The organism is Limnohabitans sp. INBF003, from assembly GCF_055396645.1.
Map to the genome: position 1 here is coordinate 295,556 of NZ_AP029222.1, position 24,585 is coordinate 320,140.

At 61.2% G+C, this 24,585-nt stretch carries 24 protein-coding genes; 14 read left to right on the forward strand and 10 right to left on the reverse strand.

Going from position 1 to position 24,585, the window contains the following annotated elements; all coding sequences use genetic code 11:
- The first annotated feature begins 31 nt into the window (after positions 1–31).
- Positions 32–1,249 carry a hypothetical protein gene (locus ACZ5VE_RS01415; RefSeq protein WP_464456311.1) on the forward strand — a complete coding sequence of 406 codons (1,218 nt, stop codon included), beginning with the start codon at positions 32–34 and terminating at the stop codon, positions 1,247–1,249.
- A 77-nt stretch (positions 1,250–1,326) separates the two neighbouring features.
- Here the strand turns inward: ACZ5VE_RS01415 and ACZ5VE_RS01420 are convergent, their stop codons facing one another.
- From ACZ5VE_RS01420 to ACZ5VE_RS01430, 3 genes are all read right to left on the reverse strand, one after another.
- Positions 1,327–2,817, reverse strand: a complete 1,491-nt coding sequence (locus ACZ5VE_RS01420; RefSeq protein ID WP_464456312.1) for a tripartite tricarboxylate transporter permease — start codon at positions 2,815–2,817, stop codon at positions 1,327–1,329.
- A gap of 77 nt (positions 2,818–2,894) precedes the next feature.
- The gene (locus tag ACZ5VE_RS01425) at positions 2,895–3,359 is read right to left on the reverse strand and encodes a tripartite tricarboxylate transporter TctB family protein (RefSeq protein WP_464456313.1); all 465 of its coding nucleotides are present in this window, start codon (positions 3,357–3,359) and stop codon (positions 2,895–2,897) included.
- Positions 3,356–4,330, reverse strand: coding sequence for a tripartite tricarboxylate transporter substrate binding protein (locus tag ACZ5VE_RS01430; protein ID WP_464456314.1), 975 nt, complete (start codon positions 4,328–4,330; stop codon positions 3,356–3,358). Before ACZ5VE_RS01430 ends, ACZ5VE_RS01425 begins: the two co-directional genes overlap by 4 nt.
- A gap of 138 nt (positions 4,331–4,468) precedes the next feature.
- Here ACZ5VE_RS01430 and ACZ5VE_RS01435 point away from each other — a divergent pair, with 138 nt between their 5' ends.
- Complete coding sequence (locus tag ACZ5VE_RS01435; RefSeq protein ID WP_464456315.1) at positions 4,469–5,161, forward strand: response regulator; 693 nt, start codon at positions 4,469–4,471, stop codon at positions 5,159–5,161.
- A gap of 1 nt (position 5,162) precedes the next feature.
- The gene (locus ACZ5VE_RS01440; RefSeq protein ID WP_464456316.1) at positions 5,163–6,575 is read left to right on the forward strand and encodes a sensor histidine kinase N-terminal domain-containing protein; all 1,413 of its coding nucleotides are present in this window, start codon (positions 5,163–5,165) and stop codon (positions 6,573–6,575) included.
- 159 nt (positions 6,576–6,734) lie between these two features.
- On the opposite strand, the gene ACZ5VE_RS01445 is transcribed toward ACZ5VE_RS01440, so the two are convergent.
- Positions 6,735–7,580 (reverse strand): MurR/RpiR family transcriptional regulator, encoded by an 846-nt coding sequence (locus tag ACZ5VE_RS01445; protein ID WP_019429835.1) that lies wholly within the window; start codon positions 7,578–7,580, stop codon positions 6,735–6,737.
- 163 nt (positions 7,581–7,743) lie between these two features.
- On the reverse strand, positions 7,744–9,207 hold the full coding sequence (gene zwf, locus ACZ5VE_RS01450; protein ID WP_464456317.1) for a glucose-6-phosphate dehydrogenase: 1,464 nt from the start codon (positions 9,205–9,207) through the stop codon (positions 7,744–7,746).
- 164 nt (positions 9,208–9,371) lie between these two features.
- Here zwf and tal point away from each other — a divergent pair, with 164 nt between their 5' ends.
- From tal to ACZ5VE_RS01495, 9 genes are all read left to right on the forward strand, one after another.
- Complete coding sequence (gene tal / locus ACZ5VE_RS01455) at positions 9,372–10,319, forward strand: transaldolase (RefSeq protein ID WP_464456318.1); 948 nt, start codon at positions 9,372–9,374, stop codon at positions 10,317–10,319.
- Between the two features lie 144 nt (positions 10,320–10,463).
- Positions 10,464–11,999, forward strand: a complete 1,536-nt coding sequence (gene pgi / locus ACZ5VE_RS01460) for a glucose-6-phosphate isomerase (RefSeq protein WP_464457414.1) — start codon at positions 10,464–10,466, stop codon at positions 11,997–11,999.
- A 169-nt stretch (positions 12,000–12,168) separates the two neighbouring features.
- Positions 12,169–12,516 carry a J domain-containing protein gene (locus tag ACZ5VE_RS01465; protein WP_464456319.1) on the forward strand — a complete coding sequence of 116 codons (348 nt, stop codon included), beginning with the start codon at positions 12,169–12,171 and terminating at the stop codon, positions 12,514–12,516.
- A 68-nt stretch (positions 12,517–12,584) separates the two neighbouring features.
- A complete protein-coding gene (locus ACZ5VE_RS01470; RefSeq protein ID WP_464456320.1) occupies positions 12,585–12,992 on the forward strand; it encodes a hypothetical protein in 408 nt (135 codons plus the stop codon).
- A gap of 74 nt (positions 12,993–13,066) precedes the next feature.
- On the forward strand, positions 13,067–14,458 hold the full coding sequence (locus tag ACZ5VE_RS01475; RefSeq protein ID WP_464456321.1) for a TolC family protein: 1,392 nt from the start codon (positions 13,067–13,069) through the stop codon (positions 14,456–14,458).
- A gap of 2 nt (positions 14,459–14,460) precedes the next feature.
- Positions 14,461–15,876 (forward strand): multicopper oxidase family protein, encoded by a 1,416-nt coding sequence (locus ACZ5VE_RS01480; protein WP_464456322.1) that lies wholly within the window; start codon positions 14,461–14,463, stop codon positions 15,874–15,876.
- Positions 15,877–15,929: 53 nt separating this feature from the next.
- Positions 15,930–16,448 (forward strand): cupredoxin domain-containing protein, encoded by a 519-nt coding sequence (locus ACZ5VE_RS01485; protein ID WP_464456323.1) that lies wholly within the window; start codon positions 15,930–15,932, stop codon positions 16,446–16,448.
- 13 nt (positions 16,449–16,461) lie between these two features.
- Entirely contained in the window at positions 16,462–17,208 is a 747-nt protein-coding gene (locus ACZ5VE_RS01490) for a DUF411 domain-containing protein (RefSeq protein WP_464456324.1), read from the forward strand.
- A gap of 118 nt (positions 17,209–17,326) precedes the next feature.
- Positions 17,327–17,845: an acyloxyacyl hydrolase gene (locus ACZ5VE_RS01495; protein WP_464456325.1), complete on the forward strand. Its 519-nt coding sequence runs from the start codon at positions 17,327–17,329 to the stop codon at positions 17,843–17,845.
- Between the two features lie 130 nt (positions 17,846–17,975).
- Here the strand turns inward: ACZ5VE_RS01495 and groL are convergent, their stop codons facing one another.
- From groL to ACZ5VE_RS01510, 3 genes are all read right to left on the reverse strand, one after another.
- Positions 17,976–19,622 carry a chaperonin GroEL gene (gene groL, locus ACZ5VE_RS01500; protein WP_464456326.1) on the reverse strand — a complete coding sequence of 549 codons (1,647 nt, stop codon included), beginning with the start codon at positions 19,620–19,622 and terminating at the stop codon, positions 17,976–17,978.
- Between the two features lie 88 nt (positions 19,623–19,710).
- Positions 19,711–19,998 (reverse strand): co-chaperone GroES, encoded by a 288-nt coding sequence (gene groES / locus ACZ5VE_RS01505; RefSeq protein WP_108285148.1) that lies wholly within the window; start codon positions 19,996–19,998, stop codon positions 19,711–19,713.
- A gap of 152 nt (positions 19,999–20,150) precedes the next feature.
- The gene (locus tag ACZ5VE_RS01510) at positions 20,151–20,735 is read right to left on the reverse strand and encodes a helix-turn-helix domain-containing protein (RefSeq protein ID WP_464456327.1); all 585 of its coding nucleotides are present in this window, start codon (positions 20,733–20,735) and stop codon (positions 20,151–20,153) included.
- Positions 20,736–20,967: 232 nt separating this feature from the next.
- Between ACZ5VE_RS01510 and ACZ5VE_RS01515 the strand changes: the two genes are divergently transcribed.
- Together ACZ5VE_RS01515 and ACZ5VE_RS01520 are read left to right on the forward strand one after the other, a co-directional pair.
- Positions 20,968–21,801, forward strand: a complete 834-nt coding sequence (locus ACZ5VE_RS01515) for a lysophospholipid acyltransferase family protein (RefSeq protein WP_464456328.1) — start codon at positions 20,968–20,970, stop codon at positions 21,799–21,801.
- 12 nt (positions 21,802–21,813) lie between these two features.
- Complete coding sequence (locus ACZ5VE_RS01520; RefSeq protein ID WP_464456329.1) at positions 21,814–22,680, forward strand: LpxL/LpxP family acyltransferase; 867 nt, start codon at positions 21,814–21,816, stop codon at positions 22,678–22,680.
- Here the strand turns inward: ACZ5VE_RS01520 and ACZ5VE_RS01525 are convergent.
- Both ACZ5VE_RS01525 and yihA read right to left on the reverse strand, forming a co-directional pair.
- Positions 22,674–23,627 (reverse strand): alpha/beta fold hydrolase, encoded by a 954-nt coding sequence (locus tag ACZ5VE_RS01525; RefSeq protein WP_464456330.1) that lies wholly within the window; start codon positions 23,625–23,627, stop codon positions 22,674–22,676. The genes ACZ5VE_RS01520 and ACZ5VE_RS01525 overlap by 7 nt on opposite strands.
- Before the next feature lie 168 nt (positions 23,628–23,795).
- Positions 23,796–24,467, reverse strand: a complete 672-nt coding sequence (gene yihA, locus ACZ5VE_RS01530; protein WP_464457415.1) for a ribosome biogenesis GTP-binding protein YihA/YsxC — start codon at positions 24,465–24,467, stop codon at positions 23,796–23,798.
- Between the last annotated feature and the right edge of the window lie 118 nt (positions 24,468–24,585).

Sequence of the window (24,585 nt, forward strand, 5' to 3'; positions counted from 1 at the left end):
AGCGCCTCTTTGTGCCAGTCTTGATGATTTCATGGCCAAACCACTGGACATCATCCGTTTGTCTGGTGAGTCGGCTGTGGCCATCCTGGACACCAACAAGCCTGTTTTCTATGTGGTGAGTCCTGCCGTTTGGGAGCAAATGGCCAATGCCCGGGTGTTGGGGGAAAAGGCTGTGGCGCAGTCCGAGTTGACGGGTTCAGTGTTGACGCAAGGGCCCATGCGGCTCAACCGGTTTGATGCCTTAGCCGAGCAACTGCTCGAAACAGAGAGCCAGCGGGTCAAGCGGGGTGAGTTGAGTGCGGCCTCTGTGGGCATCTTGCGCAACCGCCTGGACGCGCATGTGCTGCCATTTTTCAAATACATCCCGCCTTCTCAGGTCACGCCTGCCTTGATGGATGGCTTTGTCAAGCGACTGACCGATTTCCAGATGAGTTCTACGACGGTGTCGCAATACCTGGTGGTGATACGCAAGTTGCTGAAGTTGGCCATCCGGCACGGGTTTTTGAATGAAATTCCGGAATTGCCAGAGGTCAAGGTGGCCAATCGACCTCGCTCGATGCTGAGTTTGCAGGAATACACGGCGGTGGTTCGCACGGCGTACAGGTTGTCGCGTCAAGGTGTGAAGGCACCGGCGGTCAAGGCGTCTAGCGGACACCGTGAGCGTTTTTGGGTCGCACCGCGCAACATGAGTCTGGCACCCGATATGGCCTGGGTGATTCGGTTCATGGTCAACAGTTTTGTGCGACCTGGGGATTTGCGTCAGCTCAAGCACAAACACGTGCAGGTGGTGCGTGGCAACGACAGTTTGTATCTGCGCCTGACCCTGCCCGAGACCAAGCGGCACGACACCCCCATGGTGACTTTGCGGCCAGCGGTGCATGTGTACGAAGCTGTGCTGGCTCATGGCAAGAGCCTTGGCTATGGCGGCCCTGAGGATTATGTTTTCTTGCCAGGAGAAACCGACCGCGGCTATGCCTTGGCGGTGCTGGGCTTCTGGTTCAAGTGGGTGATGCGGGAGGCGGGTGTTTCGCCTGCTGATGCATTGGGTCGTTTGCGCACGCTTTATTGCTTGCGCCACACGTCGATCATGTTTCGGCTTTTGTATGGCCAGGGCATTGACATGTTGACGCTGGCCCGCAATGCCCGCACATCGGTGCAGATGATTGAGCGTTTTTACGCTTCGGCCCTTGATGGGGAGATGAATGTGGCCATGTTGCAAAGCCGGCGGACATCAAATAAGAAAGTTTGATGTCCGCGGCTGTGCTTATGTCTTGAATGGATACCCGCGTGCGCGGGCATGACAAATGGGTTAGTCAGGGGCGTCAGTCAACGCGTGGCGGTGTAGCGCTTCCACAGCGCCGGCACGATCAACAGCAGCACCGCCACGGCCATCAAGCTGCCAGACAATGGCCGCGTGAAGAAGGTGGACCATTCGCCTTGGCTGATGGTCAGTGCCTGGCGCATGGATTGTTCGCCCAGTGGCGCAAGGATCAAGCCGACGATCAGGGGCGCAGCCGGGAAGTCAAAGCGGCGCATGATGTAACCCAGCAGGCCGAACACAAACAGCAAGCCCACGTTGAACACCGAGTTGCCTGCACCGTACACGCCCGCCGTCGAGATGACGATGATGCCGGCATACAACCAAGGTGGCGGGATCTTCAGCAGTTTGACCCACAGGCTCACCAACGGCAGGTTGAGCACCAGCAAGATCACGTTGCCGATGTAAAGACTGGCGATCAGCGTCCACACCAGGCTGCCTTGTTGGCTGAACAACTGAGGGCCGGTCTGAATGCCGTAGCCTTCAAAGGCCGACAGCATGATGGCTGCTGTGGCCGAGGTGGGGATGCCCAGTGTGAGCAGGGGCATGAGCACGCCCGCCGCTGCGGCGTTGTTGGCGGCTTCGGGGCCTGCCACGCCTTCGATGGCGCCATGGCCAAACTCTTCGGGGTGTTTGGAGAGTTTTTTCTCGGTGTAGTAAGACAGCAAGGTGGGCAGCTCGGCACCACCTGCAGGCATGGCACCAATTGGGAAGCCAAAGAAGGCGCCACGGAACCAGGGTTTCCAGGAGCGCGCCCAGTCGCTTTTGCTCATCCACAGGCTGCCCGACAGCTTCATCACCTCGCCGGTCTTGGATTCGCGCCCTTGCCAGGCCAGGTACAAGGCTTCGCCTACGGCAAACAAGCCCACTGCAGCCACAGTGACTTCGATGCCGTCTAGCAGTTCAGGTCGACCAAAGGTGAAGCGGGGTTGTCCGGTTTGCAGGTCGACGCCCACCATGCCCAGCAGCAGGCCCAAGCCCAGAGCCACCAAACCGCGCAACATGGAGTTGCCCAGCACCGCCGACACCGCCACGACCGACAGCACCATGAGGCTGAAGTATTCAGCGGGGCCAAAAGCCAGCGCCGCTTCAACCACCCAAGGGGCCACAAAGGTCAGAGCCAGCGTGCCGACGGTGCCCGCCACAAAACTGCCAATGGCAGCAGTGGCGAGGGCTTGACCCGCACGGCCTTTGCGAGCCATTTTGTTGCCTTCAAGCGCGGTGACCACGGCCGACGATTCGCCAGGGGTGTTGAGCAAGATGGAGGTGGTGGAGCCGCCGTAGGCCGCGCCGTAATAAATGCCTGCGAACATGACGAACATGCTGGTGGCAGGCACATGGTAGGTCAGCGGCAACAGCAAAGCGATGGTCAGTGCGGGCCCAATGCCGGGCAGCACACCCACCAAAGTGCCGACAAAGCAACCGACAAACCCCCACATCAAGGTGGTGGGCTGCAAGGCAATGGCAAAGCCACCCATCAGGGCGTTAAAAGCTTCCATGGGGTATCCGATCGAAAAACATTGAACATGTTGAGGCTGAGTTTTTTGAACTCAGCCTCAGACGGGCCAGGCCCGCGTCAAATCAACCAAGGCAGTGCAGGGCCCAAGCCAACGCCCAACAGTTGCGCAAACACAAACCAGAAGGTACTGGCAATTGCAGCGCAGACCATGGCCGATTTGAGACCCAGCGGAGCGTCAAAAGCACGGGCCACACCCATGCCGCACAAGGTGCCGGGAATGACAAAGCCCAGCGAAGTCACCAGCGCAATGAAAGCCACGCCGCCGCCCAGCAAGCTCAGCACGCGGGCATTGGCGCCGGGCAGCGGCGATTGGTCCGGGGCTTGGCTTTCGTCGGCCTGCTTGCCACGCCAAGCGCTGACGCCATAAAGCACGGCGAACACGCTGAGCGTGGCCACAATCACACCCGGGGCCAGTACGGGGCCCACCGTCATCTGCATCAAGGATTCAGGAATGACCGAGACCTGCCATGCGGCCAAGCCGCACAGCGAGATCAACAAGATGGCAACGTGAACCGGTGTCATGCCAGGCCCAGCTCTTTCATGAGGACCACTTTTTCTTCGATGTCCTTGGCCAGATCGCGTTCAAACGGACGCTCGGTCATGAACGCGTCGGTCCACTTGCGTGTTTCCAGTTCTTGGCGCCATGGTGCGGAAGCGTTGAGCTTGGTGACGAAGTCGATCATGGCTTCGCGCTGGGCGACCGAGATGCCGGGTGGCCCGAACACGCCACGCCAGTTGGATTCGGTCACGTTCACACCCAACTCGGTCAGGGTGGGCACGCTCACACCGGGAATGCGGCGCTTGCCGGACACAGCCAGAGGGATCATGCGACCGGCCTTGATTTGTTCTTCAAATTCGGACCAGCCCGAAATGCCTGCGGTGACCTGGCCACCCAAAATGGCTGCGTTGGCGGGGCCGCCGCCAGCAAAAGCCACATAAGCGGCTTCACGGGGGTTTTTGCCCAAGGCTTTGATCAGCATGCCCAAAATCAGGTGGTCGGTGCCGCCTGCGCTGCCGCCTGCGACCGAGACGGCCTTGGGGTTGGCCTTGATGGCAGCTTCCAGGTCTTTCCAGGTTTTGATCTTGCCGTTGGCAGGCACCACGATCACGCCGGCTTCTTCGGTCAGGCGGGCAATCGGGGTCACGTCCTTGATGGTGACGGGGCTCTTGTTGGCAATGCCCGCGCCGATCATGACCGAGCCGCCGACCATGAGCGTGTTGCCCTGACCTTTGCGCTGGTTCACAAAACGGGGCAGACCCACCATGCCGCCAGCGCCGCCGACGTTTTCAAATTGCATATTGCCCACCAAGCCTGCGGCCTTGGCGGCGCGTTCCATGGCGCGGGCCGTGCCGTCCCAGCCACCACCAGGGGCAGCAGGAACAAACATGTTCATGTTGGCAATCAGGGGCTTGGCCTGGGCCCAAGCGGGCAGCGTCATGGATGCACCTGCGGCAGCGCCGAGTGCCAGAAAATCGCGTTTGGACATTTGCATTTCAGTCTCCTGTGTAAAAATGAAACCACGGCTGCCCATATTTCAGGCAGAAGCCGCCATTCTGATGCGGGGCACAGCCCCAAACTGTCAATCACCTGTCAATTCTGTTCAGTGAATACCCTAAAGCCCCAGGTTCTCTTGGTTGAGGACACACCGGACATTTCGTTGTGGCTGGGGACCGCTTTGCGTCAAGGCGGCATGGCGGTCAGTTTTGCCACCGACGGTGTACAGGCCGATCGGTGTTTGCAGCCCGGGCACGGGTTTGATGCGGTTTTGTTGGATTTGCAGTTGCCCGGTCGCGATGGGCTGAGCGTGCTGCAAGCCTTGCGCGAGCGCGGCGATGCGGTGCCGGTTTTGATCTTGACGGCCCGGGCCAGCGTGCCTGACCGGGTGTTGGGTTTGAACATGGGGGCCGACGACTATTTGCCCAAGCCGTTTGACCTGAGCGAACTGGAGGCGCGTTTGCAGGCCTTGCTTCGGCGGCCCGGGCGGGTCAAAACCGCGGTGTTGCGCTGCGGCCCTTTGGCTTTTGACCTCGATGCAGGGGCGGTGCAACTGCACGGGCAACCGTTCCCATTGACCAAACGCGAAGCCGCGGCGCTCAGGGTGCTGCTGGCGTCGCCGCAACGCACTGTCAGCAAGGAGCAGCTCCATGCCGAGGTGTTTGCTGACGAGGCCACGGGGCTGGATGCGGTGGAAGTGCTGATCTACCGCTTGCGCAAAAAACTGGAGGGGGCGTCCGAGACAACACACGGGCAACCCGAAGTGGCGATCACCACGTTTCGCGGCATGGGCTACATGTTGACTTTGCCTGCCGCGCCATCCCGCTGATATGAGCGTGCAGACCCCGCATTCGGCCAAGGCGGCAGCCTCTTTGCGCAGGCGCTTGCTCAGCTGGATTTTGTTGCCACTGGCGGGGCTGATCGGCATCAATGCCTGGGTGGGCTATGGCAATGCCGTGCAGGCCGCCAACGAGGCCTATGACCGCTCCTTGTATCTGGCCGCACGCACCTTGGCCGAAGAGCTGGAGTGGCGCGATGGTCGCTTGCAACTGGATGTGCTCAAGGCGGCGGGGTATTTGTTTGAGAACCACACGGGCTCGCGTCTTTTTTACAAAGTGACGGCCCTGGGCGGGCAATGGCTGGCGGGCGATGCGGCACTGCCCAGCGCCCCTTTGCGTGAAAAAGCGGCGGTCAAATATTTCGCATTGGTGCAGTTTGACGATGGGGTGTATTTGAACCAGCCCGTGCGCCTGGCCGAGCTGACCCACGTCATGGAGGAGTCGGGTCTGGACGACGCGCTGATCAAAATCACCGTGGCCGAAACCATGGAGGCGCGTCAGCAGCTGATTCAGCATATTTTGTGGGACACCTTGGGCAGCCAGGGTTTGCTCTTGCTGGCTGCCGCGTGTTTGGTGATCTTGGGCGTGCAGCGCGGCATTCGCCCGCTGGAGGCGTTTCGCCAGCAATTGGCGCACAAAGCCGATGATGATTTTTCGCCGATCCAGCCACCAGATTTGCCGCGTGAACTGCGGCCCTTGATTGACACCTTGAACAGTTACCTGGAGCGTTTGGGTCGATTGATCGACATTCGAAAGCGGTTTTTGGACAACGCCGCGCACCAGCTGCGCACACCGCTGACCGTGCTCAAGACCCAGCTCACGCTGGCGCAGCGCAACGCCGAGCCGGAGCAAGCCGGTGCGCTGATTTTGGCGGCGCGCCAAACCACCGACGATGCCGTGCGCTTGACCGAGCAGTTGCTGGCCATGACCCGCGTGGAACATGCCCGTGAAATGCACAGCCCGCAAGCCGTGGATTTGGTGGCCTTGGCCAAGCGGGTCACGCAAGAGCACCTGATGCGCGCCCACCAGTTGGGCGACGACTTGGGGCTGGAGGCGCAAGTGGCGCGTTGCGAAGTGCAGGGGGTTGATCTGCTGCTGCATGAAGCCTTGAGCAACCTGATCGACAACGCCATTCACCATGGGCCCGCGGGCGCGCACATCACGGTGCGTGTGGGTGAGCGCTGGCTGGAGGTGGAAGACGATGGCCCGGGCATTGCGCCAGAGCACCAGGCCCATGTGTTCGAGCGTTTCTACCGCGCAGCGCCTGCGGGGCTGCCAGGCAGTGGCTTGGGTTTGGCCATCGTGAAAGAAATCGCGAGCCAGCACGGCGCGCAAGTCAGTGTGCGCAGTCCGGTCGGTGATGGGCACGGTACGGCGATACGCATGAGCTGGGCAGCGAGCTGACGGCCCTTAACCCGGCAGGAGACTGCTTGCTGGGGATGGTGTCACTTGTGGTTCACAACGCATCGCCAGCAGGCTGGCTCCTACAAAAGAAAACATGGGCCGCAGGCTGCCTCCTAACAAATGTGTTTTTGTAGGAGCTTGCCTGCAAGCGATGCTGCTTCAGGTGTAACGCTTGCTGCGCAGGTTGTTTTTCATGTCGCGCAGGTTGGGCTGCAGTTCTTCGCCGATGCGCAACGCCACGGTGGTGGCCAGGATGTCGATGATCAGCAGGTGCAACAGGCGCGAGACCATGGGGCTGTATTTGTCGTAGCCCTCGGGGTGATCAGCCGTCAGGTGGATGTGGCCCGCACTGGCCAGGGGCGAGCCGCTGGCGGTGATCACTATTGTTGTGGCGCCTTGCTTTTTGGCGATGTCGCAGGCGTCCATCAGGTCGCGGGTGCGGCCCGAGTTGGAGATGATCACGGCGCAGTCGCCCGGCTTGAGCATGGAGGCGCTCATGACCTGCATGTGGCCGTCGCTGTAGGCGATGGCGTTCACGCCCAGGCGGAAGAATTTGTGCTGCGCGTCCTGCGCCACGATGCCGGAGTTACCCACGCCATAAAACTCGATGCGTCGGTTGGTTTTTTGGGTGGCGGCCAGCGCTTGTGCGGCGTGCTCCAGCGCGAAGGAGCTGGCGTCGTTGCGGTACTTCAAAAACGCCGCCACGGTGTTGTCGATCACCTTGACGGCGATGTCGCTGGTTTTGTCGTCCACGTCCACGCTGCGGTGGATGAAGGGCACGCCCTCGCTCACGCTGCCAGCCAGTTTGAGCTTGAAGTCCGACAGGCCGTCATAGCCCATGCTGCGGCAAAAGCGCACCACGGTGGGCTTGCTCACATGCGAGCGGTCGGCCAGTTCGGTGACCGGCAAATTGGCAAAGGCCCTGGGGTCCGCCAGCACGAGCTTGCCCACGCGTTGCTCGGCCGGGGCCAAGGAGGGCAAAGAAGCCTTGATTCGTTCGAGCATGGCAGGTCTCCAGTTGAGTTCAAATGTTTTTGTGGACGGAAACGACTTTGTGGGAGCGAGCCCCCGCTCGCGAATGTTGACTTTGAGCTCTTTGTGCATTCGGCCGCAGGGGCAGCCTCCCACAAATTCAAAGCCAGACACAAGGTGTCGATTCCTTCAGCGCTCAGATCTCTTCAGACCAGCAAAAGCCGTCGCGCGCGATCATGGCACTCGATGCGCTCGGGCCCCAGGTGCCTGCGGCGTAGGGGCGTGGGCCGATGGTGTCGTTTTTCCAGTGTTGCAGGATCGGCTCGACCCAGCGCCAGGCTTCTTCTTGTTCGTCGCTGCGCACGAACAGGTTCAGGCGGCCGTCCAGCACGTCCAGCAACAGGCGTTCGTAAGCGCCCACGCGCTGGCTGCCAAAGCGCTTGTCAAAGTCCAGGTCCAGGTGCACCGGGCTCAGGGTGGCACCGCCACTGCCTTCGCCGCGCTTGCTTTGGCCTTGTGCAAACAGGTGCAGCTCCAGGCCGTCCTTGGGTTGCAGGTGGATGACCAGTTTGTTGGCGTGGCCCACGGGGCTCTTGAAAATTTCGTGCGGCGTCTGGCGGAAATTGATCTCGATGTGCGCCTCCCGCGAAGCCATGCGTTTGCCGGTGCGGATGTAAAACGGCACGCCCGCCCAGCGCCAGTTGGCGATCTCGGTGCGCAGCGCCACAAAGGTTTCAGTCGTGCTCTGAGGGCTCACGCCTTGTTCTTCGCGGTAGCCGGGCACGGCGTGGCCGAACACATTGCCTGCGCTGTACTGGCCGCGAATGACGTGCTGGCTCAGTGTCTCGGGGGTCCAGCGCTTTAAGGCGCGCAGCACCTTGAGCTTTTCGTCGCGGATCGCATCGGCGTGGGCGTTGATGGGCGGCTCCATGGCAATGGCGCACAGCAGCTGCAGGGCATGGTTTTGCACCATGTCGCGCAGCGCGCCGGTGGTCTCGTAAAAGCCGCCACGTTTTTCTACACCCAGCTCTTCGGCCATGGTGATCTGGATGTTGGCGATGTGTTCACGCCGCCACAGGGGTTCAAACAAGGCGTTGCCAAAGCGCATGGCAAACAGGTTTTGCACCGCAGGTTTGCCCAGGTAGTGGTCAATGCGGAAGATCTGCTGCTCTTTGAAGACCTTGCCCACCGCCTCGTTGATGGCACGGTTGGAGGCCAGGTCGTGGCCCAGCGGCTTTTCGAGCACGATGCGGGTCTTGGTGGTGTTCAAGCCGTTGGCGGCCAGTTGTTCGCACACGGTGGTGAACAGGCTGGGCGCGGTGGACAAATACATGACCACGTTGTCGGTCTCGCGTTCGGCCAGGCGGGCAGCCAGCGCGGCATAGGCCTCGGGCTTGGACAAGTCCATGCGCACGTAGCACAGCAAGCTGGCAAAGCGGGCGAACTCTTCGGGGTTGGGGCGCTTGTCGCCTTCGACCTGCTCAAAGCGCGACTGGATTTGCTGGCGGTACTGTTCGTCCGTCAGGTCATCGCGGCCCACGCCGATGATGCGACCGCCCTCGGGCAGGGTGTCGTGGCGGTAAGCCTGGAACAGGGCGGGCATGAGTTTGCGCCAGACCAAATCGCCTGTGCCGCCGAAGAAAACAAGATCAAAAGCCATGATGTTCTTGAGTTACATGAAAAATTGATTTGTAATGTAACTTTGTTTCACTGATAATTCAAGTCGGCTTTCAAAATACCGACCCAATACGCCGTCTGTCACCCCAGACTGGACCCGGTATCAGCCCCTTTCATTCCTTTTTGCCTACTTTTGCACGGACCGCCATGAACCAACTCGACGCCCTCAAGCAATTCACCACCGTGGTCGCAGACACCGGTGATTTCAAGCAATTGGCCCAGTTCCAGCCGCAAGACGCGACCACCAACCCGTCGCTGATCCTCAAAGCGGTGCAAAAGCCCGAATACGCGCCCCTGCTGGCCGAAACCGTGGCCGCCCACCGGGGCCAGCCGCTGGATGTGGTGATGGACCACCTGCTGGTGCGTTTTGGCAGCGAGATTCTCAAGACCATTCCTGGCCGTGTCTCCACCGAAGTGGATGCCCGCCTGAGCTTTGACACCGCCGCCACCGTGGCGCGGGCCCGCCGCATCATGGGCTTGTATGAAGCGCAGGGCATTGCCCGCGAGCGCGTGCTGATCAAGATCGCCTCGACCTGGGAAGGCATTCAGGCCGCCGCCGAGCTGGAGCGCGAAGGCATCCGCTGCAACCTGACGCTGCTGTTCGCGTTTTGCCAGGCCGTGGCCTGCGGCCAAGCCAAGGTGCAACTGATCTCGCCCTTTGTGGGCCGCATTTACGACTGGTACAAAAAAACCGCAGGCGCTGCCTGGGACGAGGCTGCCCAATCGGGCGCCAACGACCCCGGCGTGCAGTCGGTGCGAGCGATCTTCAACCACTACAAAAAGCACGGCATCGCCACCGAAGTCATGGGCGCATCGTTTCGCAACATTGGCCAGATCACCGCGCTGGCCGGTTGCGATTTGCTGACCATCAGCCCCGAGCTGCTGGCGCAGCTGGCCGCCACCGACGCGCCGCTTGGCCTGGCTCTGGACGCGGCGGCGGCCCAAGCCATGGACTTGCCCGCAGTGCGTTATGACGAAGCCTCGTTCCGCCTGGCGCTGAACGAAGACGCCATGGCCACCGAAAAACTGGCCGAAGGCATCCGCGCCTTCTGCGCCGATGCGGTCAAGTTGGAAGACCTGATGAAGAAGGCCTGAAACCCGTGCCCACTGTAGGAGCCAGCCCCGCTGGCGATCATTCGCAGACCATACCCTTCGAATCGCCAGCAGGGCTGGCTCCTACAAAAAATCAAACTCTTGTAGGAGCTTGCCTTGCAAGCGATTCAATCATTGAAAGCCCCCATGCGCTGTGACCAGACCCCCGCTTGGAAAAACCTGCAACACCATGCGCAGGCCGTTGCTGGTTTCGATTTGCGCACCGCTTTTGCGCAGGACGCAGGCCGTGCGCAGAGCCTGAGCCAAACCGCACCGCATGTGTTTGCCGACCTGTCCAAAAACCATGTGGACGCCACCACCGAGGCCTTGCTGCAAGAGCTGGCGCGCCAGACCGGGCTGGCATCGCACCGTGACGCCATGTTCCGGGGTGAGCACATCAACCACACCGAAGACCGCCCCGTGATGCACTGGCTGTTGCGCCAGCCCGAGGGCAGCTTGAAAGGTGCGCTGGCCGAGCCGCTGGCGCTGGTGCACGGCACTTTGGCACCCATGCTGGCTTATGCCGAGCAGGTGCGTGGCGACGCGCAGATCACCGATGTGGTCAACATCGGCATCGGTGGCTCTGACCTCGGGCCGCAAATGGCGGTGCTGGCGCTGCAAGACTTCGTCATCCCGGGCAAGCGTTTTCATTTCGTCTCCAATGTGGATGGGCATGAGCTGGCCGGTGTGCTCAAGGGCCTGAAGGCCGAGAGCACCTTGTTTTTGATCGCGTCCAAAACCTTCACCACCATCGAGACCATGACCAATGCCCGCTCGGCGCTGGGCTGGTTCAAGTCGCAAGGCGGCACCGATGTGGCGCGGCATTTTGCGGCGCTGACTACCAACGTGGCGGCTGCGGCCGAGTTCGGCATCACCACCACCTTTGGCTTTTGGGACTGGGTGGGCGGGCGTTATTCGATGTGGTCGGCCATTGGCTTGCCGGTGGCGATCGCCATCGGGGCGCAGGGCTTCAAAGACCTGCTGGCGGGCGCGCATGCGATGGACAAGCACTTTCAGACCGCACCGCTCGAAGCCAACCTGCCGGTGCGCCTGGGTTTGCTCGATGTCTGGTACCGCAACTTCTTGAACTACACCAGCCGCTCGATTGCGCCTTACCACAGCGCTTTGCGCCGGGTGCCCGCGTATTTGCAGCAACTGGAGATGGAGAGCAACGGCAAGCGGGTGGACCGCAATGGCCAGGCCCTGCCGTACGGCACCTCACCCGTGTTGTGGGGCGAGCCCGGCACCAACGGCCAGCATGCCTATTTTCAGATGCTGCATCAGGGCACGGACGTGGTGCCGCTGGAGTTCATCGCCGTCAAAAAGCCCACGCACAGCCTGAAAGACCACCACGAACTGCTGCTGGCCAACGTGATCGCGCAGGCGCAGGCGCTGATGCTGGGCAAGGCCGACGAAGGCGGTCACAAGCACTTCACTGGCAACCGGCCCAGCACTTTCTTGCTGCTGGATGAACTGACGCCCGCCAGCCTAGGGGCACTGATCGCCTTGCAGGAACACCGCGTGTTTGTCAGCGGCTCGGTCTGGGGCATCAACAGCTTTGACCAATGGGGCGTGGAGCTGGGCAAGGTGCTGGCCAAGGACATCCATGCGCGCATCGTTTCGGGCGATGTGGCGGGGCTGGACGCTTCCAGCGCCGCTTTGCTGCAACGCGTGCGGGGTTGACGCGACCGGACTGCGCAAAATCCGGCGTGTTCACCGGCATGTTGGTAGGGGCTTGGGGCCGTTTAGTCTTTGATGGCCAGATGGACTCCAAAGTTCGCTTTTCACAAATTGATACGTTTAAATTACAGATTTATTTAATTTAAAGGTGTTCATATTTTATGATTTGGCCATGCACTCGAACATGGACCTTTACAGCGAACTCGGCGTCACACCTCAGGCTGAGCCCGAAGTCATCCGCGCCGCTTACCGTGCGCTGGCGCTTCGGTACCATCCTGACCGTCAAGCGGGTGCCTTGGCCCATGCCAAGATGGCGCGCATCAACCACGCTTACAGTGTTTTGAGCAAGCCTGAAACCCGCCGCGCATACGACCAAAGCCTGCGCAAGCCCCTGCCCGCGCAGCATGTCCGTTGTGTCGCACCCCAGATTCACGTCACCTCGGGTCGTGCGTTGACCCGCAGTGTCCAGCCGTTCTTGACCACTTACGACCAGCGCGGCCGCCTGCACGCCTTTGTCTGAGCGTTGCCTTTGAAGGGCATGCCGATCTGGCGTGTCTGGCCCTCATAGGCTTGGCTTATGATTTGGCCATGCGCCGACTTTTCCTTTGCTTCCTGCTGTGCCTGATGCCTTTGCGGCTGTGGGCGGGCGTCTGGATGCCCATGGCGCAGAGCGGTTCGCACCATGCCCCCACCTCGGCACATGTCAGCCTGGCCCCGCATGATGAGGCCCAGGCAGCGCATCACTGTCACGAGGCCACGGCGGGATCGGCACAAGAGGCCCAGTTGCAAACACCCGCCTCGCTGGGCACCGCTGTGCAAAAAGTCGACTGCCAGGATGGCACTTGCCAGCTGTGCGGCGTGTGTCATCAAAGCGCAAGCCTCGTGATGTGGCCTGTGTTTGTGCCTGTTTTTCAGGCCCACCCGCTGCCTGTCGGGGCGTCTTTGGCGCATGTGGCCCGCTCGTCTCCGCCACTGACCAAGCCCCCCATTTCCTGAAACTCACGCCACAGGTGCGTCTGCTCGCTTTTGAAGCGGGTCGATGCCGTGTTCGTCTGTTTCTGGAAATCGACATGAATCCCCTTTTGAAAAACGCCTTGGGGCCTTGGGTCTTGGGCCTTGCCATGTGCTCGGGTGCGGGGTCTGCAGTCTGGGCGCAAGCCAAGCCTGCCACAGCACCACCCTCTGCCCATGTGCATGGCGCCCAGCCCGGCACCTCATCGGCCCCTGTACCGTCAAACCCTTTGCCACCGGCCACGCCAGGCCAGCCACCCTTGAGTTGGCAGGATGCCAATCGGGCCGTGGCGCAGTTCCCGCGTGGCCATGTGGACGTGCTGCGCTGGGAGCAAAAGAACATGCCGCCCTTGCAGCCCTTGCAGCCCTTGCAAGATGCGCCCGCGCACCCCGATGCGGGGCAGCTGACGCTGGAGCGCGCCACGCGTTTGGCCCTGCAGGACGAGGCCAAGTGGCTCAAGCCCGGCATGAGTGCCTTGGAGGTGGCCGAAGTGCGCCAGCAAGCGGCGGCCGTGCGCCGGGACGTGCAAAAGCGCTGGGTTGATGCGGTGGCGAGCCGCCAGTCGGTGGCACACAGCCGTGACATTCTGGCCGTGGCGCAAGCCGGGGCCGAGTTGGGCCAGCGCATGGCACAGGTGGGCAACTGGAGCCGTGCAAGGCAAATTCAGGAAGAGCTGCTGCTGTGGGATGCGCGTGCGCGTTTGGACAAGGCGCAGCTGCAAGCCGACAGTGCGCTGCAGGCTTTGTGGCTGCGCGTGGGTGCCGGCATGACGGCGCAGGCCTTGGCGCAGCAGCTGCCCTTGCACCTGCCCTTGAATGTGCCCTTGAATGTGCCCTTGGCAGGTGGCGCTCAGGCCAGGGATTCTGTCGCGTCGGACGATTTGGAAGCTCTGCAGGCGCAGGCCTTGCAGGCCCATTTGCGCTGGCCTTTGGAAGACCTGCAGGCGCGCCGTTTGATTGCTGGTTTGGGCATGAGCGATGCCGAGCTGCAGGCGGCCCAAAAAGCCCTGGGCGAGTTGGCTGGGCAAGAGCAGCCCCAGTGGGACCCGCGCACCATGCGCTGGGGCCATGCCTTTGAAAGCGCTTGGCAAGCCCGCCTGCAAGCCGACCGGCTGGCGCGGCAGGTGCGTGCTGATGTGCAGCTGGCCCTGAACACGCTACAGGCGGCAGGCCAAACTGCGCACCACACCCAAGCCGAAGTGCTTCGGCTGCACACCGAACTCTCGCAGCAAACCGGGCTGCGCTACAACGGCATGCTCAAGAGCACTTGGGATTTGCTGGCCAGCGCCCGCACCCGCATCGACAGCGTGGACGCGGCCTTGCAGGCGCAACGCCAGCTCTGGCTGGCCCATGCCGACCTGATGGCCGTGCTGGCAGGCCTGCCTTATTCGGCCCTGGCCAGCGATGCGTCTGGCGCATCCAGCCCTTCCAACAACCCCGCAGGACACTGAGCATGCAACGCCGAGATTTTTTCCACAAAGCCATGGCCGCTGCAGGCTCCATTGCAGGGGCAGCTGTCGCCACCACCGCCGTCAGCCGCAGCGCGCTGGCCGCCTTGCCCGAGCCCGTCATCCAGACCCGCCCGGACACCGCACCACCCTGGACGCCGCCGGGCGTGACCGGGGCCGGACGCCCCTACAAGCCGGTGGTCACCCTGAACGGCTGGACCTTGCCCTTTCGCATGAAGGACGGCGTGAAAGAGTTCCACCTGGTGGCCGAGCCGGTGGTGCGCGAAATGGCACCGGGCTTTGTCGTCAACATGTGGGGCTACAACGGCCAAAGCCCGGGCCCGACGATCGAGGTGGTCGAGGGCGACAAGGTGCGGATTTTTGTGACCAACAAATTGCCCGAGCACACCACCGTGCATTGGCACGGCCAGCGTCTGCCCAATGGCATGGATGGCGTAGGGGGCTTGAACCAAAAGCAGATTCCCGTGGGCAAGACCTTTGTCTATGAGTTTGTGGCGCGCAGGCCGGGCACCTTCATGTACCACCCGCATGCCGATGAGATGACGCAAATGGCCATGGGCATGATGGGCCTGTGGATCACCCACCCCAAGGCCAAGCACCCGCTGATCGCCGAGGTGGACCGTGATTACGCCTTCTTGCTCAATTCATTCGACGTGACCCCGGGTGCCAAAACGCCCAACGTGAACACCATGCTGGACCAGAACATCTGGAGCTGGAACAGCCGCGTGTTTCCGGGCATCAGCCCGCTGGTGGCGTGCCTGAACGACCGGGTGCGGGTGCGTGTGGGCAACCTGACCATGACCAACCACCCGGTGCACATCCACGGCATCGAGTTCGAGGTGACGGGCACCGACGGCGGCCCTGTGCCCAAAACGGCGCGCTGGCCCGAGGTGACCACCGACGTGGCTGTGGGCCAGATGCGGCAGCTGGAGTTCATCGCCGACGAGCCCGGCGACTGGGCCATGCACTGCCACAAGAGCCACCACACCATGGGCGCCATGGGGCACGATGTGCCCACCATGATCGGCGTGGACCATCGGGGCCTGGTGCAAAAAATCGGCAAACTCATCCCCGACTACATGCTCATGGGCGAACGCGGCATGGCCGACATGGGCGAGATGGAAATGGAACTGCCCGAGAACACCTTCCCGATGATGACCGGCACTGGCCCTTACGGCCCCATCGAGATGGGCGGTATGTTCACCACGCTCAAGGTGCGGGCCGACCAGAAGCCGGGCGACTACAGCGACCCGGGCGATTACAAGCCACCGGCGGGCACGCAGGCCTATGAATACACCGGCCCGGCGGCGGCCACGCCCCGTGCACCGGATGCGGCCTCCACGCCGACTGCGGCACCTGCTGGCCACGTGCGCAAACCCGAAAACCACAAACACCACTGAGTGGTGCCCTTTACCCACGCACCTGTATGCCTGTTTATTTTCAAGGACATGTCATGAACCGTTTGTTGACCGCATTGCTGCTGAGCACGGGCTTGCTGACCCTGTTGGCCCAGCCCATGGCCCACGCACACTCACCTGCTGCCCACCAAGGCCACCACGCCAAAATGCAGGAGGCCACGCCTGCCGAGCATGCCGAGCAAAAAGACTGGGGCATCGCAGGCGATCCGAAAAAAGCCAAGCGCAGCATCCAGATCCGCATGAGCGACGACATGCGTTTCGCGCCCAAAGAGATTCAGGTCAAGCTGGGCGAGACCGTGCGCTTGGTCGCGGTGAACGCGGGCAAGGTCTTGCACGAGATCGTGATCGGCACGCCGCAAGAGCTCAAGGCGCATGCCGAGATGATGAAAAAACACCCCGGCATGGAACACGACGAGCCCTACATGGCGCATGTGAACGCAGGCCAAAAAGGTGCCATCGTCTGGACCTTCAACCGCGCGGGCACGTTTGAATTCGCCTGCCTGATCCCCGGCCATTTCGAGGCGGGCATGATCGGCCGCATCACCGTCAAGTAACAGGAGAAGTGCCATGCAAAGACGTCAATGGCTCCAGGCCGCAGCCCTCGTGGGGCTCACGGCCACCGGCTTTCACCGCACTGCGCTGGCGCAGGCCACCACGGTGCAGGTCTGGAAAGACCCCAACTGCGGCTGTTGCCACCTGTGGGTCGAGCACCTGCAGGCCGGTGGTTTCAAGGTCGAGGTGCGCGACGTGGGCAACACCGCTGCGCGCAAACGATTGGGCATGCCCGAAAAACTGGGCTCCTGCCACACCGCCACCGTGGGCGGCTACGTCATCGAGGGCCATGTGCCCGCCACCGACATCCACCGCCTGCTCAAAGAGCGGCCTGTCGCACTGGGCTTGTCGGTGCCCGGCATGCCCATGGGCAGCCCGGGCATGGACGGCCCCGAATACAAAGGCCGCAAAGACGCCTACGCCGTGCTGCTGGTGCAAAAAGACGGCAGTGCCCAAAGCTTTCAACGCTACCCGGGCCAAGGCCGCATGGCGCAGCGCGGTGGCGTGCAGCGGGTGAGCGATGCGGCAGTGAGCTTGCCCTGGGTCACGGCCGAAGTGCGGCGCATCGACAAGGCGGCTGGCAAGGTGGCGCTCAAGCACGGCGAGATCCCGAATCTGGACATGCCGCCCATGAGCATGGTGTTTCAGGTGAAAAATCCGGTTCAGCTCAATGCCTTGCAAGTGGGCCAAAAGGTGCGCTTTCAGGCGGTGCAGGAAAACGGCGCTTACTGGGTGGTGCAGATCGAGGCAGCGGCCCTTTGACGTTGGGCACCAAGGGGCGCTGATTTTCGGGTTGGCCCGAGTTCAGTGGCTTTGATAACTGTTCTGTTGAAGCTGTTTTCGATAATCAATATTGAAAATACCAACAGAGGAGATGGATGTGCTGAACAGTGCTGCGGCCATTGGCGTTATCTTGGGATCAGCGTGGTTTGCCGCTGTGCCAGAACCCACCTCAGTCAACAAAGAAACCGTGAGCGTTTCCTACATGACCGATGTGCACAACAAAGAATGGGACCTTTCCCTGACAAAAGACAAAAGCGCCATCGATGCGTCTTACCAGTCCAAACCGACCCGTTTTTATGGCCTGAGATACGGTGCTTCGGCCATGCTGAATGCCCAAGGTACTTACATGTTAGGCCCAGGCATCGGCAAAACCATCGATGTCAAAGGTTTTGACATGACGCTGTTCATTTACCCCTCTTATTCGGTCATCAAGGGTGATGACCGCGTTCGTTCATTGAGTGGCAGTTTTAACTTCCGGACAACATTTGATGTCACGTATCGCCTCAACGAGAAGACGAAGTTGGGCATTGGCCTGATGCACATCAGCAATGGCGGCTACAAAGAGCCTAATCACGGGCTGGAAGCTGTTCGACTGACTTTGGGGCGCGACTTTTGAAGCATGGGTCAGTGGCGTTCATTCCGGACTCAGCCAGTCGGCGCAAAAAAGCCCCGCAAGACTTGCATCTTGCGGGGCTTTGTTTTGGGCCGGGCGAGGGCGCAAACCCTCAGTCCGGACAGCCGGGCAATTACATGCCCATGCCGCCCATACCACCCATGCCGCCCATGTCAGGCATGCCGCCAGCGCCGGATTCTTCTTTCGGTGCTTCGGAAACCATGCACTCGGTGGTCAACATCAAAGAGGCCACAGACGCTGCGTTTTGCAAGGCAGTGCGTGTCACTTTGGTGGGGTCCAAGATGCCCATTTCGATCATGTCGCCGTAGGTGTCGTTGGCAGCGTTGAAGCCGTAGTTGCCTTTGCCTGCCAATACAGCGTTCACCACAACAGATGGCTCGCCACCAGCGTTGTAAACGATTTCGCGCAAGGGGGCTTCGATGGCTTTCAACACCAGTTTGATACCGGCGTCTTGGTCAGCGTTGTCACCTTTGATGGTGCCAGCCGTTTGACGTGCACGCAGCAATGCCACGCCGCCGCCAGCCACGATGCCTTCTTCCACAGCAGCGCGGGTGGCGTGCAATGCATCTTCCACGCGGGCTTTTTTCTCTTTCATTTCGACTTCGGTGGCAGCGCCGACCTTGATCACGGCCACACCGCCAGCCAACTTGGCCACGCGCTCTTGCAGCTTTTCGCGGTCGTAGTCAGAAGTGGCTTCTTCGATTTGCACGCGCACTTGCTTGACGCGGGCTTCGATGTCGCCAGCAGCACCAGCGCCGTCGATGATGATGGTGTTTTCCTTGCCCACTTCGATGCGCTTGGCTTGACCCAGATCGGCCAAAGTCACTTTTTCGAGGGTCAGGCCCACTTCTTCAGCGATCACTTTGCCGCCGGTCAGTATGGCGATGTCTTCCAGCATGGCTTTGCGACGGTCACCAAAGCCAGGGGCTTTCACGGCGACAACCTTCAAGATGCCACGGATGGTGTTCACAACCAGAGTCGCCAAGGCTTCGCCTTCGACTTCTTCGGCAATGATCAGCAAAGGACGGCCAGCTTTGGCAACGGCTTCCAGTGTGGGCAGCAGATCGCGGATGTTGCTGATCTTCTTGTCGAACAACAACACGAAGGGGTTGTCCAGCAAAGCGGCTTGCTTTTCGGGGTTGTTGATGAAGTAAGGCGACAGGTAGCCGCGGTCGAACTGCATGCCTTCAACGACGTCGAGTTCGTTGTTCAGGCTCTTGCCGTCTTCCACGGTGATCACGCCTTCTTTGCCCACTTTGTCCATGGCGTTGGCGATGATTTCGCCGATGCTGGTGTCGCTGTTGGCAGAGATTGAACCGACTTGGGCGATTTCTTTGCTGGTTGTCGTAGCCTTGGTGGCCTTCTTCAGCTCTTCGATCAAAGCAGTCACTGCTTTGTCGATGCCGCGCTTCAGGTCCATCGGGTTCATGCCAGCGGCCACGTACTTCATGCCTTCGCGCACGATGGCTTGGGCCAGCACGGTGGCGGTGGTGGTGCCGTCACCAGCGTTGTCAGAAGTCTTGGAAGCGACTTCCTTGACCATCTGAGCGCCCATGTTTTGCAGCTTGTCTTTGAGTTCGATTTCCTTGGCCACGGACACACCGTCCTTGGTCACGGTGGGGGCGCCGAACGAGCGCTCCAGAACCACGTTGCGGCCTTTAGGGCCCAAAGTCACTTTGACCGCATTGGCCAAAATGTTCACGCCTTCAACCATGCGTGCGCGGGCTTCGCCGCCGAAAATTACGTCTTTTGCTGCCATTTTGATAGCTCCTAATGCTTGAAATTATTTAATCGGTTGAGGACAGGGCGAACGGGCGCTTCGCGCGTCGTTCGGACTGTCCCGCAAGTTATTCAACTACCGCGAACAGGTCTTCTTCTTTCATGACCAACAGCTCGTCGCCTTCGACCTTGACGGTCTGGCCGCTGTACTTGCCGAACAACACGCGGTCGCCGACTTTGACGCTCAGGGCTTTGGTCTCGCCTTTGTCGTTGGTTTTGCCAGGGCCGACGGCCAGGACTTCACCTTGATCGGGCTTTTCAGCAGCCGAATCGGGGATCACGATGCCCGAGGCTGTTTTGGTTTCGCTTTCGATACGCTTGACGATCACGCGATCGCCCAAAGGACGCAGTTTCATGGAATCTCCTGGATTTGAAACAAGGGTTGAAAAACAAAAGCACCAGAAAAACAGGTGCTGCTGAAATCTGAGGCGGAATGACTGTTAGCACTCGCTGCCTTCGAGTGCTAATGATAAGGGCATTTGCCCCTATTTCAAGTGCCAGGCATTTTTTACTGGCTGGTCGGGCGGTGTGTGGCTGTCTCGCTGACGTGGGCGCTGCCCAGCATGTAGCCATAGACCAGATCGGTGCTGATGTCACCGTCAAACAGGTTGATCTTTTGGGCCAGATGCAAGGGGCTGCCCGAGGGCAGGTGCGCGCTGTTGTAGACCACGATGTGGGCGGTTTGCATCAAAGTGTCTTGCAGGTGCAGCGGCGCATTGTGCAGCCACGGAATTCGGGCATCGATGAAAAAAGTCCCCACATGCTGGTGAATGCCCATCAAATCCAGCGGGTGGGTGACCAGCTTGACATGGTCCCATTGCCCCAACTGGCCCAAAGCGGGTGGGACGTGTGCGCTGTCGTGCAGGATGCAGATCAGTGGCTTTTCGGGTGCTGCCTGCGGGCCCGAGAAGCCTTGCTGTTTGCAATATTGGGCGAGGGATGACGACAGGATTCGCCGGTGCCCGCCTTGGGTGACATAGGCCTTGAAGATGCCGTTTTCCACCATGCGCTGAACAGTGCCCACCGACAAGCCCAGTATCTTGGCGGCTTGGCTGGTGCTGAAATAGGCTTGGTTGATGCTGCTGTTTTTCATCGTGAATTCCTCAAGAGGGCCACAGAGGGTGAGGTTTGAATTTTTTGGGCTGTTTGGATGTTATGGCCCGTTTGGCCGCTGTGGCGGGGCGTGAACCGGTAGCGCGGTGAACAAAAACAGGTAGCCCCGCCAAGGGGGGCTGGGCAGCGGGGCGGCATTTGTCGGGTGCGCAAGTCCTTGCCTTGTGCCTCGTTGTGGGGACGTGTGTCAGTTCAGGGCAAAATCACCCCCCATGTTGAGTTGGTTCCGCTTTTTTTCCCGTTGGCCTTTGTGGGCCCTGCACGCCATGGGCAGCGTGGGGGGCTGGCTGGCCTGGTGTTTTTCGGGAAGCTACAGACGCCGTTTTCTGAGCAATGTGCGTCAGGCGGGCTTGGGGTGGCGCACGGTGCTGCGCGCCGTAGGACAAGCCGGGCGCATGTCGGCCGAGCTGCCGCGTTTGTGGCTGGGCCGCACGCCACACCTGGCGTGGGCCGATGACCGCGCTGCGGTAGAGGCTTATGCCACTGGCCAAGGTGTGTTGTTCTTGACGCCGCACATGGGTTGCTTCGAAATCACGGCCCAGGCCTTGGCGCTGCGCTTTTCAGCGCAACACGGGCCTTTGACGGTGTTGTACCGCCCCGCCCGCCATGCCGGTTTGGGCGAAGTCATGGGCTTGGCGCGGCAACGCCCGGGTCTGGAAGCGGTGCCCACCACTTTGGCGGGCGTTCGGCAAATGATCAAGGCTTTGCGTTCGGGGCGCGCTGTGGGTTTGTTACCCGACCAGGTGCCGCCCGAGGGCATGGGGCAGTGGGCGCCATTCTTTGGCCAACCGGCTTACACCATGACCTTGGCCGCCCGACTGGCATTGCAAACCGGCGCGCGGGTGGTGCTGATCTGGGGTGAGCGCTTGTCCTGGGGGCGCGGTTACCGTTTGCACACCCAGCCGCTGGGCCATGCCCTTTCAGACGATCTGGACACCGCCGTGGTCCAGATCAACCAAGCCATGGAGTCGTTGATCCTGCAGTGCCCATCGCAGTACATCTGGGGCTATGCCCGTTACAAACATCCCCGATCTGCGTCGGCCTGATCTGTTGAACACATGGTGAATTTGCTGATTGCTTTCATGCGCTTGTGCGCGCGCCTGCCCTTGTCTTGGGTCAGGGCGCTGGGGGTCGGGTTGGGCTGGTTGTTGTGGCACGTGGCACGGGAGCGGCGGCACATTGTCAGGGTCAATTTGCGCTTGTGCATGCCCGAGTTGTCGGAGGCAGAGCTGCAGGTGCTGGCTTATCGCCACTTTTTGGCCTTCGGGCAGTCGGTGCTGGACCGCTCCTGGTTGTGGGATGCGCCGGAGGCGGTGGCGCGCGGCCGACTGCGGTACGTGGGCGATCTGGACGCCTTGACCGCCCCAGGGCCGCTGGTGGTTTTTGCCCCGCATTTTGTGGGGCTGGATGCCGGCGGTCTGGCGGTGGGCTGGTGTGTGCCGCGCAACGTGGCCTTCATCTTCGTCAAACAGTCCAACCCGAAGGTGGAAGCCTGGGTCCGGCATGGCCGTGAGCGTTCGGGCAATGCGCGACCTTATTTCAGACACGAAGGGGTGCGGCAGATATTGGCAGGGCTCAAAAAGGGTGAGCCTTTGCATTTGTCCCCTGACATGGATTTTGGCCGTGGCGAGTCGATTTTTGTGCCCTTCATGGGGGTCGAGAAAGCGGCCACTGTGCCCTCTTTGTCGCGGTTTTCAAGGGTGGGCGGTGCGCGTGTTGTGCCGGTGGTCACGCGCATGACGCCGCAGGGCTATGACATTGAAGTCCATGCGCCGCTGGTCGACTTTCCGAGTGCCGATCTGGCGCAAGACACCATCCGCATGAACGCCTTGCTGGCCGACTGGGTGCGCACCATGCCCGAGCAGTATTACTGGGTGCACAAGCGCTTGAAAACCCGGCCTGAGGGCGAGCCTGGCGTTTACTGATTCGGTGGCGTCAGAAACGCCGTGATTTCGCGGATCACGCGCCCGGGTTTTTCATGCACCACCCAGTGGCTGGCTTTGGCAATGGGCACCAGTTTCAAATCCGGCACATGCTGCGCCAGGCCTTCGGTCAGGCAGGGCAGCAAAGCGACGTCGTCTTGCGCCCAGAGCACCAGGGTGGGCATGCCGATGTGTAAGGCCTCTGGCGGGATCTGAACCGCCGATGCACCCGGGTCTTGCGCCGTGGCGGGGCGCAAAGGCGAGGCCCGGTAATAGTTGAGCCCACCTTGCAGGCCGTGCCGCCAGACCTGGCGATAGCGCTCTTTGACTTCGGCGGTGAGCCAGCGGGCTGGCTCGGGCGCGTTGCTGCCGGGGGGCTGCGTGAGTGAGGGCAGTTCGCTGTCGTGGCCATCCAGAAAACCCAGCAGCCGTTCAAAGTCGTTGGCGGCCAGTTGCGCAGCGGCATCGGGTTGCACCAGAAAGTTCATGTAGGCGCTGGCGGCTTGCTGTTCTGGGTGGCTTTGCAGTGCTTTGAGGAAGGGGCCGGGGTGGGGCGAGTTGACGATGACCAGTTGGCGCAGCCGTTCGGGGTGCTGGTTGGCCATGCTCCAGGCCACGGCACCGCCCCAGTCGTGGGCCACCAAAGCGGCCAGCGGGGCTGAGCCTGATTCATGCGCGATCAGGGCCACGATGTCTTGCACCAGGTGTTTGGCCCGGTAGGCTTTCACATCTTCCGGAGCGCTGGATCGTTCATAGCCGCGCAGATTGGGCGCGATGCAGCGGTAGCCGCCGTTTTCGGGTTTGGAAAAGTGGACCAGCAACGGGTCCCACACCCAAGCAGCTTCGGGAAAACCGTGCAAAAACATCAGCACCGGGCGACCGGGTTCACCGCAAGCGCGGCAGCTCAGGGTGATGCCATGGGGCAGGTCTTGCTGCCAGGTCTGGATCATGGGGCGCTCCTTGATGGGTTGAACATGCAGGCGTTGGCAGGTCGTTGCCCCTTGAATCGCCAGCAGGGCTGGCTCCTACAAAGCCCAGCGCCCGTTGTGTTCTGTGTAGGAGCTTGCCTGCAAGCGATGACTCGCAGACCACAAGCGCTGATATTCAGCAGCCTGGGCTCACTCGTCCAGGGCTTCGGGTTCTTCTTCGGGCGGTTCGGCAGGCACCGGGGCTGGCGCTGCGCCTTCGGCCGGGTGGGTCCAGTCCCACAGCAGTTTGGCCACTTCGTCCACGCCTTGTTTTTTCAGGGCCGAAAAGAGTTTCACCTCACCGCCGCCCGCTTGCAGTCGCGCAATCGACAAGGCTTTGGCCTGCTCGGCGCGGGTCAGCTTGTCGGCCTTGGTCAGGATGATCAAAAACTTCAGGCCTTCTTCGACCCGGGGGCGGATCACTTCGAGCAGGATGTCGTCGAGTTCGGTCAGGCCGTGGCGCGGGTCGCACATCATGACGATGCCGGTCAGGTTTTCGCGGCTGACCAGGTAGTTGGCCATGACCTGTTGCCAGCGCAGCTTGTCCATTTTGGCCACGGCGGCATAGCCGTAACCGGGCAAGTCGGCCAGCACGGCGTCGGTGATGCCTTGCTTGCCTAAAGCGAACAGGTTGATGTGCTGGGTGCGGCCGGGCTTTTTGGAGGCAAAAGCCAGCTGCTTTTTCTGCGTCAGGGTGTTGATGCAGGTGGACTTGCCCGCATTGGAGCGGCCCACAAACGCGATTTCGGGCGTGTCCATCGCGGGCAAATGGTGCAGTTGCGCGGCGGTGGTCAAAAAGCGGGCGGTGTGCATCCAGCCCATGGGCGTGACCGCCGGTGGGGTGGCGGGCGCGGCTTGGGGCGAGGGGGTGGAAACGCGGGGGCTGGAGCTCATAAATCAGGGGGGCCTTGGGTCGTCAGGAAACTGACGCAGACCTCAT